Below are 12,057 nucleotides of genomic sequence, written 5' to 3'. Positions count from 1 at the left end.
CTTTCATGCGAGCCAAACAGAGACGAAATGGGATGCCTTGTCTAGGATTTTCTTAGAATCGGGATGCGCTGGGGGGATTTCATTCAAAAAGAAAATGCCGTGGTCATCTCAGGTCGCGCCCCACAATGGCGCTTGTCATCCTCCCCGGCTGGGTATACCCGCACGGCGGCTTAAGGAATCATTTCGCCAATTCATCACTCATGACCTTCTTCATCCTCTGGGCCCTCGCAGGCCTCGCCGTCGGCATCGTCTTCGCCTCGTTTTTCGAATGGACGCTTCACAAATACGTGATGCACCGACCGGTCGGGAATTTCCGCTACGCCTTCCAAGCCCACGCCATCGTCCATCACGGGACTTTCAAGGCGGACAAGACCTATCACCTGCTCGATGAGAAGGACAAGGAAACCATCCCGATGGCGTGGTGGAACGGTCCGGTGATCATCCTGATCGGCGCGATCCCGTTCGCGGTGCTTTCCTGGCTGACCGGGCAGTGGGCCTTCGTGGTCGGCGGCGCGCTGGCCTTCGCGTCTTATTACTGTTTTTACGAATACATCCACTGGTGCATGCATTTGCCGAAGGCCCGGCGCGTGGAAAAACCCTGGTGGTTCCGCCGGCTCAACGGCCACCACCTGCTGCATCACCGCTACATGCACAAGAATTTCAACGTCGTCCTGCCGATCGCCGACCTCTGCCTCGGGACCTTCATGGCCCGCTCGAAAACCCACTTCGCCCAGGCGACGGGCCCCTCGGTGCCCAACATCCAGCCGCTGGGCTGAATTTCCGGGCGGAAAGAGAATGCTGGAGTTTCCCGCTCGAAATGGCTAGGACTCCCGAACACCCAACCGACCCGATGAAATACCTACTACTGTTCCCGATCCTTGGTCTCGCGTTTTCCGCAATCTCCTGCCGCACCGTCACGCCGCTGGACCCGATGACGATGAAGCAATCCTGCAAGTGTCTGCCAGAGAACTTCCGCCCGGATGGCGGCTGCCACGCAGCCGTGAGCGGCTCGAAGTAATCAGGAGACCCGCCGGACCTCGACGCGGTCCCAAAACATCCGGTCGCGCCAGTCGCCGAAATTTTCCTGATAGGCGTCGAGCTGCGGCCGCGTGGCCACGGCCTCTCCGGCGACGAGGACCTCGTTCATGCCCGCCGGCGTGGTGAGGCTGCGCACTCTGGGGAAAGCGTCGCGGAGGATTTTCCGCGTGAGCGACTGCATTTTCCGGTGGCCGGCTCCGGTCACCAGGTTCACTGCGAGCACGCCGCCGGGAGCGGTGGCACGGCGGAGATGGACGAGCAGCTCGGGATTCCAGGCCTGCGGGCGGAACACGTCGGTCTTGCCAGCCAGATAGATGTCGTCGAAAACCACGTCGAACCGGCGCTGGTTTTGCGCGAGCCACGGATAGGCGTCGGCGGTGATCACCTCGATGTCGAGCGCGTCGAGCTCCATATGCTCGCGGGCGAGGCCGACGATTTCCGAGTCGATGTCGATGGCGGTGAGTTTGCAGTCCGGCAGCAAGTGGCGCAGCACCCGGTAAGCGGTGCCGCCGGCCAGGCCGAGCATCAGGATCGAGCGCGGCGGGCCGTCCTTGCGCAGCAGCGCGGCGGCGGCGATGAGGTCCCAGGCCAGCCCGGTGAGGAAGCGGTTCTTGTGGAACGACGCATGCAGCGCCCCGGCGACGCGGAACTCGGTGGCCAGCTCCGATTTCCAGATTTCCAGCGATTGAAAGCGAGTGTGGACGATTCCCGTGCGGCGCATCGACGGGAGCATGCAGCGCCGGGTCCACGGAGTCGAGGACTTCGGCGGGCTGGACAAGCGGGCGATCCCGGGCGAAAGAGATGCCCCGCAGGATGTTTCTGGAAATTGGCCACCGCTCGCCCTTATGCGATTCCCACCGTGAAGAAGTCGCGAGTCTCGTGACCCACGCGGCGGGCGTGGTGTTCAGCATCGCGGCGCTGGCGGCGATGCTTTTTGTGGCGTGGGGCGAGCCGCTCAAAGTCGTTTCCGGCGCGGTCTTCGGAACCTCGCTGATTCTGCTGTATTCGTCATCCACGCTCTATCACTTTTTCACCTCGCCGCGGTGGAAGGCGCGATTCCAAGCGCTCGACCACGCCTGCATTTACCTGCTCATCGCCGGTTCCTACACGCCGGTCACCCTCATCACGCTGCGCGGCGCGACGGGCTGGTGGCTGTTCGGAATCGTCTGGGCGATGGCGGCCATAGGCGTCCTGATCAAGACCTTGTGGCGCGGGAAAAAGGACCATTGGATTTCCACCGCGCTCTATCTGGCGATGGGCTGGCTGATCGTTTTAGCGATCGGCCCCCTCTACCGCGGCTTGCCGGCGGCCGGCTTGGCCTGGCTGGTCGCCGGCGGCTTGGGCTATACTTTCGGAATCGCTTTTTATGCATGGCACCGGCTGCCGTTCAACCACGCGATCTGGCATCTCTTCGTGCTCGGCGGCAGCGTCTGCCACGTGGTCGCCGTCTGTGGATTTGTCCTCGTTTGATTCCAAGTCGATGCTAGCGAACGGCCTCAAGCCAAGGCGGTTAGCAATTTCCCGTGGATGCCGCCGAAGCCGCCGTTGCTCAGGACGGCGATGATGTCGCCGGGCTCGGCGGTTTCCGTGACCTTGGCGATGATGGTTTCGAGGTCGGGCAGATAGAACCCCCGGCCGCCGAGGCGGGCGATGTCGGCGGAGAGTTGGTCGGGATCGAGCCGGTCGTTTTCCGGGATCTTGTGGAGGTCGGGGATGGCGGCGACGATGGCGAAATCCGCGGCGGCGAGGGCTTCCGCCAGCTCGGTTTGGAAAACGGCGCGGCGGGTCGTGTTCGAGCGTGGTTCGAACAGAATCCACAGCCGCGAATCCGGGTGGCGCTGGCGCAGGCTCTGCACGGCGAGGCGGATGGCGGTGGGGTGGTGCGCGAAGTCGTCGATGACCTTGATGCCGCGGACCTCGCCACGGAGTTCCTGGCGGCGGGCGACGCCGTCGAAGGATTCGAGGCCGGTGCGGATTTCATTCGGCGTGAGTCCGGCGAAGGTGGCGGCGGCGACGGCCATGGCGGCGTTGCGGACGTTGAACTCGCCGGTCATGCGGGTGGAGTAGGGGACGCCGCCGAGGGTGAAGGAGCTGCGGTCCGGCTGGTAGTTGACACTTTCGATCCGTAGCGAGCAATTTTCGCCGAAGCCGACGGTGGTGACCGGGCAGGGCGCGCCTTTCGCAACGTCGAGGCAGTTTTGCTCGTCGCCGTTGATATAGGCCACGCCGCTGCGGGGGACGATGTTGAGCAAGCGGCGGAAGGTGAGTTTGATTTCGTCGAGGTTGTTATAGATGTCGGCGTGGTCGAATTCGACGTTGTTGACGACGACGCACTCGGGCAGGTAGTGGAGGAATTTCGAGCGCTTGTCGAAGAAGGCGGTGTCGTATTCGTCGCCCTCGAGCACGTTGAACTCGGAGTCGGTGAAATGCGCGCCGTGGCCGAGGTTTTTCGGCAGCCCGCCGATCATGTAGCCGGGATCGCGGCCGGCGTTGACGAGGATCCACGCGAGCATCGACGAGGTCGTGGTCTTGCCGTGCGTGCCGGAGACGACGAAGTTGCGTTTTCCGCGGAGGAAGAATTCCTTCATCACCTCGGGCAGGGAATGATAGAGCAGCTTGCGGTCGAGAGCCGCCTCGGCCTCGGGATTTCCCCGTGAAATGGCGTTGCCGATGATGACCACGTCGGTGTCCGCGGGGATGTTTTCCTCGGCGTAGCCTTCGGTCAGCGTGATGCCCTGGCCGCGGAGGAAGTCGGACATCGGCGGATAGACGTTGGCGTCGGAGCCGGTGACGGTGAAGCCGCGTTGTTTCATGGCGGCGGCGACGGCTCCCATGGCGGTGCCACAGATCCCGGTGAAGTGAAATTTATTCTTGGCGGACATCGAAGGGCGCGAGGCTATGCGGCGGAAACGGGCCTGCCAATCAGGAATAGCGGGGGGCGGAAGTTCCTGCGGGCCGCGTTGAGTCACGGAGAGATCCGATCCTGCTCTTCCGGCTCGATGTCGGGCACCTTGGCGAGAATGGCATCGATATCGACCGACTTGCCGCGTTCGGCGCGTTCGTTCAAGTAACGTTCCGCGTCGAGGGCGGAGAGTTTCTCGGCAAGCGCGCTGCTGACGAGTTGGTTGACCGAGATTCCCTCGTCTTGCGCCAATCGCTTGGCGTGCTGATGGATGGAATTGGGAAGGCGTATGCTGAGAGTACTCATAATGATGATGGTGAAATGATCGTGAGTAATTGAAGTGGCGATAAGATGTTGACCCCGAGAGAGGATGCGCGGTCGAAGTCGGAAATGTTGTGGGTGACGATGCATCCGACACTTGCCGCACATGCAGCTTCCAACACCATATCGTCCTTTGGGTCGCGAAGCAAAGGCCGCCACAGGAAGTGGACCTTGTGGTGGCTTGAAACGGAAACGAACCAGTCGAGGAACCCGGATATTTCGGATGGCGAGAGATGCGGCAGCAGTTCGAGGCGGCTCGCAACATCGGCATATTCGAAAACAAGTGGAGCGGTCACGGCGGAGTGGATCTCGCCGGCCCGCAGCAATTGAATGAGGCGAAACGAGGCCCCCTTCGCAGACTTCAGAGCTGAAATGATGACATTTGTATCGAACGCGACGAGTACGGTGGTATCATATGTAATACCGCGGTGGAGTCAAGTTTGCACATGAACGAGGCGCAAGGGCTGGATTGAGCCGAATTCCGCACGGCCTATCAGGAATAGCAGGGCGTAGAAGAGATGGGTCGTATGGGGCCTATGAGGCCTATTTCTCAGAACGTCGGCGCGGCGACCGTCGCGTTTTCGCGCTCCTCGCTGCGGCGGCGGAGGATGCGGTCGGCGGTCTCGGTGACCATTTCCTGGAGCAGCAGCCAGAGGTGCGAGCCTTGGCGGTAGTCGGCGGGGGCGATGTGTTTGACGCGGCCGGCGTGGGTGGAGAGTTGGAAACATTTCCGGAAGGAGCGGCCGGTGGCGTCCTCGGGATTGTAAACGGCGATGGCTTGGCCGCCGTTTCGCGCCATGACGGTGAAGCAGGGGACGTCGGTCGGACCGTCGCCGACGTAGACCATGTTTTCAAAGGGAATCGGGCGCTGCTCGGCGGGCATGTGGTCGTTCACGTCCTGGTCGTAGCCGAGCATGCCTTTGTTGATGCGGAAGAGATACTGGGTCTTGGTGGTGTGGGAAATGACGCGCTTGGGGAAGCTGATGCCGCCCTTGGAATCCTCGCCGAACTCGCAGCCGAACATGGCTTTGACGAAGGGCTGCAGGCGCGAGCCGTCGAGGAGGGCCTTGAGGCCGGAGGAAATGATGTAGTGCTCGATCTTGATGCCGGCCGCTTCGTGGTCGGGGCGGAGGGCGGCCTTCGGCAGGGCTTCGAAAAGCTCGGGCAGGCCGGGGAAAAACCGCAGGCCGGCACCGAGCTCGGTGAGGCGGGCGTTGGTGACGTTGTCCATGCCGAGATAGTCGAGCAGGCACTTCAGGTAGGCGAGCTCGCCGTCCCACTTCTCGTCATGGACGAGGGCGTTGCACTTTTTCCAGAACTGCGCGGGATCAATCCCGAACTCGGGGAACAACACGTCGTCCTGCATGTAGCACGGACTGAGCGTCTGGTCGTAGTCGTAAACCAGCGCGATGGTGTTTTGGGGAGCGGCCATTGGAGATGACGGAGGCTTGCAACGGCGCGCCTCCGCGACAAGACGCAAATCCGGTCAAGGCGCCTCCTCGGGAGACAGGAAGGATTTCTGGCAGAGCTCGGCGTATTTCCCGCCTTGGGCGAGCAGGGTGGCGTGGGTGCCTTGCTCGATGACCTCGCCTTTTTCGAGCACGTAGATGCGGTCGGCGTTCTGGATCGTGGAAAGCCGGTGCGCGATGACGAAGGCGGTGCGGTTTTCCATCAGCCGGTCGAGCGCGTCCTGGATCTGGCGCTCGGTCTCGGAATCGACCGACGCGGTGGCTTCGTCGAGTAATAGGATCGGCGCGTTCTTGAGCAGGGCGCGGGCGATCGAGAGGCGCTGTTTCTCGCCGCCGGAAAGTTTCACGCCGCGCTCGCCGACGTTGGTGTCGAGCTGTTCGGGCAGGTCTCTAACGAAGCGATCCGCGTGGGCGGCTTCCAAGGCGGTCCAGAGGTCGGCGTCGGACGCGTCGCGTTTGGCGAGCTGGAGGTTTTCGCGGACGGTGCCGTTGAAGAGGAACGGCTCCTGGGTGACGTAGGCGAGGCGGCCGCGCAGCGAGGATTTCGCGAGGGTGGCGATGTCGATTCCGTCGATGGTGATCTCGCCGGAGGTGGCTTCATAAAAGCGTGCGAGCAGCGAGAGCACCGTGGTTTTGCCGGCACCCGTCGAGCCGACCAGCGCGATGGTCTGGCCGGGTTGGGCGTCGAGCGTGACTCCGTGCAGCGTCGGCTGTTCCTGATAGGCGAAGGTGACGTTTTTGAAACGCACGTGGCCCGCGATTTCTGCGGGGAGCTCGGCCCCGCGGGTGGAGTTGGGTTCCTCCCCGGCGTCCAGGATGTCGAACACCCGGTCCGCCGCCGCGCGTCCTGACAGGATCATCTGGTTGAGAGAGTTCAGGCGGTCGATCGGCTCGTAAAACAGCGAGAGGAACAGCAGGAATTTCGTGAAATCCCCGATGGTCAGCTCGCCCTTCATCACCGCGCCGCCGCCGAAAGCGAGGACCAGCACATAGCCGGTCATCCGCAGGAACGACATGCCCGGCGAGTAAAACGCCCACCATTTCATCATCCGCAGCGTGGCGATCCGCAGCAGGTTGGAAAACTGGTTGAAACGGGAATGCTCGGCCGCCTCCGCCGCGTAGGCCTTGATCTGGCGCACGCCGGAAATGTTGTCGTGGAGCAGCGCGTTCAAATCGGAAGCCGCGTCGCGTTGGTTCCGATAGCGGTCGCGGCCCTGGGTCGAATAAACCCACGCGCCTACTACCAGAAACGGCACTGGCAGCGTCGCCCACGCCGCCACGGTTGGATTGAGGAAAAACAGGAAAATCCCGATGCCGAGCACTTGCAGCGCCGCAATCAGCCCCTGTTCGATGCCGTCGATCAGCACCCGTTCCATGTTGGTCACGTCCTCGACCACCCGCGTCATGATGTCGCCGGTCCGGCGCGTGTCGAACCACTGGAGCGGCAGGCGCTGGATTTTCTCATAAAGATCCGAGCGGATGTCGAAGATGACCTTCTGCTCAAAGATGTTATTGATGAAGATCCGGACGGAATTCAGGCCGTCCTTGGTCAAAAATCCGAGCAAGGCGATGACGATCCAAAAAGAAAATTCATGGTGGCGCGCGGGGTTGGGGATGATTTTGTCGATTACGAAACCCGTCGCGTTCGGGAACACGAACACCGCCAAGGTCATGCCGACCGCGCAGAAAAGCTGGGCTGCCGCTAGGCCCGGGTAGTGGCGCAAGTAAGAAAAGACACGGAAAATCGACTTCATGGGAGGCCCAGAGCGATGCCCCCCGGGGCGGGCTTTGTAAAGCCAAGGTGGAGGGAAGTTTGAAAGTCTTTGAAATTTGGGGTTGCGGAGGGCAAACCGGACTTCCTAGTGTCGCGCCGCCCAAGGATTTCACTGCTCACTCAAAAAAACCCCATGTCCAAAGTCTTCGGAATTCTCACTGCAATCGCCCTCGTCCTCTCGGCTCTCATTGCTTCCAAAAACAAGGAGCAATTCGAGGCTCGCACCGCGGAGACCGCGGCCGAAAAGGATCTCCTCACCAAGGCTCAAGCCCGCCTCAAGGCGGCCCAGGAAGTGCTTGCCGCCCTCCCCATCGAACGCGCCGCCGTGGATGCGGATAGCGATCAGTTGACCTCCACTGAAGCGGCCCTGCAAAAAACCAATGCCGGAACCAGGGCGGAGATCGAAGCCACCACCGCCAAAATCGCTGCTAACAAGGAGAAGCTCGACGGGATCCGGGACAAGACTTCCAAGATGGGAGATTTGCAGGAACTCGCTTCCAAGATGCGCGCGACCAACAGCGCCCTCGAGGAGCTGCCCCAGTTGATCACCGCAAACGAGGCGAAACTCGCCAACCTCACCGCCCAGGATGCTTCCACGAACGCTCAAATCGGCGATGTCAAAAGCAAGTTCGACAGTTTCAGCAACAGCCAGTCACTTCCCTCGCTGAAAACACGGATTCGCTCCATTTATCCGAACTGGGGCTTCGTGACCCTGGCCTCCGGCAACAATGCCGGCGTGGTGACCAACTCGACCCTCAGCGTCGTGCGTGGGGGGGAAGCGATCGCCAAGCTGCTTGTCACCGCGGTCGAGAGCGGTTCGGCATCTGCCAGCATCGTGCCGGATTCCCTGGCGCCGGACGTGACCCTGATGGTGGGGGATCAGGTGATTCACGGCCAAGCGGCTGCAAAAACCACCAGCAACTGATCTCCGGATTTTTTCAAACACCCCTTCCAAGGATAACTCATGAAACCCATTCTTTACTCCGTCGCCATCCTCGCCGCATGCGGTGCCGCGTATTTGTCCTTCAGCTATTCCCAGAAGTTCAAGGCTCTTGAAATCGACAGGATCGAGACTATCGCCACGAAAAACCAAACTGACGCTGATATTGCCGTCGCCGGCAAGAACATCGGGGACGAGAAAAAGAAGCTCACTGACTCCAAGGAAAAGCAGGACACACTCACCCAGAACGTTTCATTCCTCACCTCTACCGGAAGCGGTTTGACCAACGACCTAGCCAAAGTGAACGAGGACCTCAAAGGGCAGGACGAGGAGTTCGGCCAGCTTGAAAAAGCCCTTGATGAGGTCAACAAGATCCTTGCCGATCTCGGCGGTGGCGTGACTCTCGACACCCTGCCGGAAAAAATCCAACAGGTCGAAGACGACAAGAAGGCCAAGCAGACGAAACTTGAGGAGCTCGAAGTCCTTGTCGGCGGTGCGGAGAAAAGTCTCGCCACCAACCGCGCGGAATTGGACCGCCTTTCCAAGCGGATGATCGAGCGCAGCTCGCGGATCGGCCGCAATTCGATGGTCGCGGTCGTCACTGCGGTGAATCAGGACTGGGGCTTCCTGGTCATCGGAGCCGGCTCGAACTCCGGCTTCACTCCGCAGACCGGCCTGTTGGTCGAGCGCGACGGACGCAAGATCGGCCGGGTGCGGCCCTCCGCGATCGAGCCGACCCAGACGATCGCCGAGATCGATTTCGAGAGCCTCGCCTCCGGCGTGCGCCTACAGCCCGGTGACCGCGTTATTCTCGCCCAACCGGTAACCAACTGATCGAACTATTTGTTTCCAAAAGCTCCGCAGGCTTGCATGCCGCGGAGCTTTTTTTATGGTCGGGCATGAAGCGAAACTTCTCTCTGTTGCTCCTCGTCCTTTCCGCCATTCTCGGGTTCTCTTCCTGTGCCAACGAGCCGGTGAGGAAGCCGGTGGGGCCGGTTTCCGAAACCAGCAAGATCCCGTGGAACAGCCCGGTGGCCGGTCAAGGCCAGGGTCAGTTCGGCATGATGCCGCAGAACCAATATCGCCGCTGATTTTGCAGGCGGCTCAATCCCGGTGGTAAGGCGATCCGCTCTTCAGCGACGCCACCCGGTAAAGCTGCTCTAGTAGGACGAGCAGCGCCAGCTCGTGCTGCAGGGTGAACGGGGAGAGCGTTAGGACGAGGTCGCACTTTTCCCGCAGCGCCTCGTTGTGGCCGTCGGCCGCGCCGATCAGGAATGCGATGGTTTTCACGTCGCCGCGCATTTCAAGCGCTTCGAGTTTCTCGGCGAATTTGCGGGTCGTCAGACACTCGCCGCGCTCGTCCAGCGCGACGCGGTAACAGCCCTGGGAGCGTTCTAGCAACCGCTCCGAAACCTCGTCCCGGCTGCCCGCCTTGATCACGACCAGCTCGTGTCCGCCCGCGCGCGACAGGCGTTTCAGATACTCTTCCACACCCGCTTTGGCATAAGCGAGCGCGGGCTTTCCGGCGACGATCAGACGAATTTGCATGCGTTGCTTCCGAGCTTGCCCGTTTCCCGCTGCCGCGCCAGCCTCAATCCATGATGAAGCTCTCGATTGTGCCGTTGGTTTTCTCCCTCGCTGCCTGCGCCAGCGGTCCCGGACCTGTCACTCCTGAAAACCGGACCGAGCGGCAGATGCTCGGACTCCTCGAAAAATTCGACCGCTGGGATGATGATGGCAATGGTGAGTTGACCGTGAAAGAGGTGGACCACGGCATCAACCGCTTCAAGGGCACGCCGATGACGGTCCATTACACCGGGAAGCAAGTCGTCGATTTCTATGACACCAACCGCAACGGCACCGTCTCGCTGAGAGAAGCGCAAGCCGGCTATCATCGCGCGGACGAGGTGGAGGGCCGGCTACAGCGATGAGCTCCATCTACGAATCCGAAAAGCTTCTCGCGGAGTATCTGTTATTCCATTTCGGCAAGCCGGAGGAAATCCTGACACCGGATCGCGCCTGGCCGGCGGACATGCGCGAGGCCTTGGACTTCGCCGTCCGCACGACCGCGCATTTCTCTCCGGGAACCGCGGACCGCGGCTTGGACCTCGGATGCGCCGTCGGCCGCTCGGCCTGTGAAATGTCCCGCACTTGCCGCGAGGTGATAGGAATCGATTTCTCCCACGCTTTCATCCATGCCGCGGAGACTCTGAGAGGTGGAAAACCGCTGGCCTTCGACCGCCGTGAGGAAGCGTCCTTAGTGACGGCTCTCGAAGCCCGGCTGCCCGCCGGGATTGACGGCTCCAGGCTCAGTTTCCAACAGGGCGATGCCATGCACCTGTCGCCGGACCTCGGTGCTTTCGATCGCGTCCACGCGGCGAACCTGCTCTGCCGCCTGCCGGAGCCGGAGAGGTTGTTAGCCCGGCTTCCCGCCTTGGTGAAACCGGGCGGCGAGCTCGTGCTGGCCACGCCGTGCACGTGGCTTGAGGAATTCACCCCGCCGCGGAACTGGCCCGTTGGCGGGACTTTCGAGTGGCTGGAATCCACGCTCGCGCCTTCCTTCACGCTGCTGCGCCGGGCGGACGAGCCCTTCCTGATCCGCGAAACCGCCCGCAAGTTCCAGTGGACCACCTCGCTGGTCACCGTCTGGCAGAAAAAGTAGACCAGGACTTCAGTCCGCTCTTCGACTTTGAGACGCGGACCGAAGTCCTCGACTACCTTGAGGCTTGGCCGGGGTGATGTGCGGGGGCTTGAGATACATCGGCTGCGGCGACTCGGTGAGCCATTTCTCCCGGGTCTCCGGGGGCGTCGCCAGCCATGTCAGCCAGAGGCGTTGCGCGTTCGGAAATTCGAGGCGCACTTGCGCTTGAAGCTCCGGCGGCAGGGGAAAGCGTCCGGGTTCTTCAAAAGAAAAAACCGCCAACCCGTCCGCGATCGCGCCAGAGACGATGGCTTCCAGCCCGCTCGCATCGGTGAGTTCGGGTTCCGCCAGCAGCCGGGAGTTCTCCATCCGCGCCGTCCAGAAACTGCCGCGGCGGGCGTCACCGATGGCCAGGCATGGCGCGCCGCCTTGCGCCGATGGCACCGCGAGGATCGACGGCACCGCCACCGCGGGACAACCGCAAGCGATCGCCACTCCCTGCGCCGCGGCGATTCCCACCCGCGTGCCGCTGTAACTGCCGGGTCCGCTGCCGACGAGAACGAGACCGATTTCAATCCCGTCCCGCGCGTCGAGCAGTTCCTTGAGCGGGGAAAACAGCACGGCGTTGTGGCTGCGGTCGCTGGTGAACTCGCGCTGCTCCAAATGCCCGCCCGGCCCGATGGTCGCGAGCGAGGCGCGGGGCGTGGAGGTCTCAATCACCAAAGTGAACGTGCCGATCATGGCAAGACGCTAAAGAACGCCCCGCGAACCCGCCAGCCTGGTTTCCAGAATGGTTTCATCTCTTGAAAGACCACCGGCAAGCTCCGTGTCCTGAGGCGGCCTCGGGGCGTTAGGGGGTCATGCCACTGGAACGATGGTTGCAAGTTCTCGCGGAGCGGGACAAGAATCGTTCGCGATGAAATCATCCTCATCCGCCGCGCCTGATCATGGACCCTGACCAAGATCCAACCG

Annotated in this window: 16 protein-coding genes; 8 read left to right on the top strand and 8 right to left on the bottom strand. The window is 61.8% G+C overall.

All coding sequences use genetic code 11. The annotated features are described in order from the left end of the window. Positions 1-200 precede the first annotated feature (200 nt). The gene (locus AC4DF4_RS01160) at positions 201-776 is read left to right on the top strand and encodes a sterol desaturase family protein (protein WP_490046269.1); all 576 of its coding nucleotides are present in this window, start codon (positions 201-203) and stop codon (positions 774-776) included. 41 nt (positions 777-817) lie between these two features. Continuing rightward, positions 818-1,018: a hypothetical protein gene (locus AC4DF4_RS01155; protein WP_490046268.1), complete on the top strand. Its 201-nt coding sequence runs from the start codon at positions 818-820 to the stop codon at positions 1,016-1,018. Here AC4DF4_RS01155 and AC4DF4_RS01150 read toward each other — a convergent pair whose 3' ends face one another. Continuing rightward, positions 1,019-1,771 (bottom strand): spermidine synthase, encoded by a 753-nt coding sequence (locus AC4DF4_RS01150; protein WP_490046267.1) that lies wholly within the window; start codon positions 1,769-1,771, stop codon positions 1,019-1,021. Positions 1,772-1,851: 80 nt separating this feature from the next. Between AC4DF4_RS01150 and trhA the strand changes: the two genes are divergently transcribed. After that, entirely contained in the window at positions 1,852-2,508 is a 657-nt protein-coding gene (gene trhA / locus AC4DF4_RS01145; protein WP_490046266.1) for a PAQR family membrane homeostasis protein TrhA, read from the top strand. A gap of 26 nt (positions 2,509-2,534) precedes the next feature. Here the strand turns inward: trhA and mpl are convergent, their stop codons facing one another. From mpl to AC4DF4_RS01120, 5 genes are all read right to left on the bottom strand, one after another. Then, a complete protein-coding gene (mpl, locus tag AC4DF4_RS01140) occupies positions 2,535-3,920 on the bottom strand; it encodes a UDP-N-acetylmuramate:L-alanyl-gamma-D-glutamyl-meso-diaminopimelate ligase (protein WP_490046265.1) in 1,386 nt (461 codons plus the stop codon). An 83-nt stretch (positions 3,921-4,003) separates the two neighbouring features. Continuing rightward, positions 4,004-4,246 (bottom strand): toxin-antitoxin system HicB family antitoxin, encoded by a 243-nt coding sequence (locus tag AC4DF4_RS01135; protein ID WP_490046264.1) that lies wholly within the window; start codon positions 4,244-4,246, stop codon positions 4,004-4,006. Beyond that, the gene (locus tag AC4DF4_RS01130) at positions 4,243-4,683 is read right to left on the bottom strand and encodes a putative toxin-antitoxin system toxin component, PIN family (RefSeq protein ID WP_490046273.1); all 441 of its coding nucleotides are present in this window, start codon (positions 4,681-4,683) and stop codon (positions 4,243-4,245) included. Before AC4DF4_RS01130 ends, AC4DF4_RS01135 begins: the two co-directional genes overlap by 4 nt. A 128-nt stretch (positions 4,684-4,811) precedes the next feature. Then, the gene (locus AC4DF4_RS01125) at positions 4,812-5,693 is read right to left on the bottom strand and encodes an HAD family hydrolase (protein ID WP_490046263.1); all 882 of its coding nucleotides are present in this window, start codon (positions 5,691-5,693) and stop codon (positions 4,812-4,814) included. 54 nt (positions 5,694-5,747) lie between these two features. Continuing rightward, complete coding sequence (locus tag AC4DF4_RS01120; RefSeq protein WP_490046262.1) at positions 5,748-7,454, bottom strand: ABC transporter ATP-binding protein; 1,707 nt, start codon at positions 7,452-7,454, stop codon at positions 5,748-5,750. 183 nt (positions 7,455-7,637) lie between these two features. On the opposite strand from AC4DF4_RS01120, the gene AC4DF4_RS01115 reads away from it, so the two are divergent. From AC4DF4_RS01115 to AC4DF4_RS01105, 3 genes are all read left to right on the top strand, one after another. Beyond that, positions 7,638-8,429, top strand: a complete 792-nt coding sequence (locus AC4DF4_RS01115) for a hypothetical protein (RefSeq protein WP_490046261.1) — start codon at positions 7,638-7,640, stop codon at positions 8,427-8,429. Between the two features lie 39 nt (positions 8,430-8,468). Beyond that, positions 8,469-9,278 (top strand): hypothetical protein, encoded by an 810-nt coding sequence (locus tag AC4DF4_RS01110; protein WP_490046260.1) that lies wholly within the window; start codon positions 8,469-8,471, stop codon positions 9,276-9,278. Positions 9,279-9,343: 65 nt separating this feature from the next. After that, the gene (locus tag AC4DF4_RS01105; protein WP_490046259.1) at positions 9,344-9,535 is read left to right on the top strand and encodes a hypothetical protein; all 192 of its coding nucleotides are present in this window, start codon (positions 9,344-9,346) and stop codon (positions 9,533-9,535) included. Positions 9,536-9,548: 13 nt separating this feature from the next. Here AC4DF4_RS01105 and AC4DF4_RS01100 read toward each other — a convergent pair whose 3' ends face one another. Continuing rightward, positions 9,549-9,992: a 23S rRNA (pseudouridine(1915)-N(3))-methyltransferase RlmH gene (locus AC4DF4_RS01100; protein WP_490046258.1), complete on the bottom strand. Its 444-nt coding sequence runs from the start codon at positions 9,990-9,992 to the stop codon at positions 9,549-9,551. Between the two features lie 50 nt (positions 9,993-10,042). Here AC4DF4_RS01100 and AC4DF4_RS01095 point away from each other — a divergent pair, with 50 nt between their 5' ends. Beyond that, on the top strand, positions 10,043-10,375 hold the full coding sequence (locus tag AC4DF4_RS01095) for an EF-hand domain-containing protein (RefSeq protein WP_490046257.1): 333 nt from the start codon (positions 10,043-10,045) through the stop codon (positions 10,373-10,375). Beyond that, positions 10,372-11,106, top strand: a complete 735-nt coding sequence (locus AC4DF4_RS01090; protein ID WP_490046256.1) for a methyltransferase domain-containing protein — start codon at positions 10,372-10,374, stop codon at positions 11,104-11,106. Before AC4DF4_RS01095 ends, AC4DF4_RS01090 begins: the two co-directional genes overlap by 4 nt. A 9-nt stretch (positions 11,107-11,115) precedes the next feature. Here the strand turns inward: AC4DF4_RS01090 and tsaB are convergent, their stop codons facing one another. Further along, positions 11,116-11,826 (bottom strand): tRNA (adenosine(37)-N6)-threonylcarbamoyltransferase complex dimerization subunit type 1 TsaB, encoded by a 711-nt coding sequence (gene tsaB / locus AC4DF4_RS01085; RefSeq protein WP_490046255.1) that lies wholly within the window; start codon positions 11,824-11,826, stop codon positions 11,116-11,118. Between the last annotated feature and the right edge of the window lie 231 nt (positions 11,827-12,057).

Source organism: Luteolibacter sp. (assembly GCF_058122085.1).
Note: the sequence above shows the minus strand (reverse complement) of the source record. Positions and strands in the feature narration are given on the sequence as shown.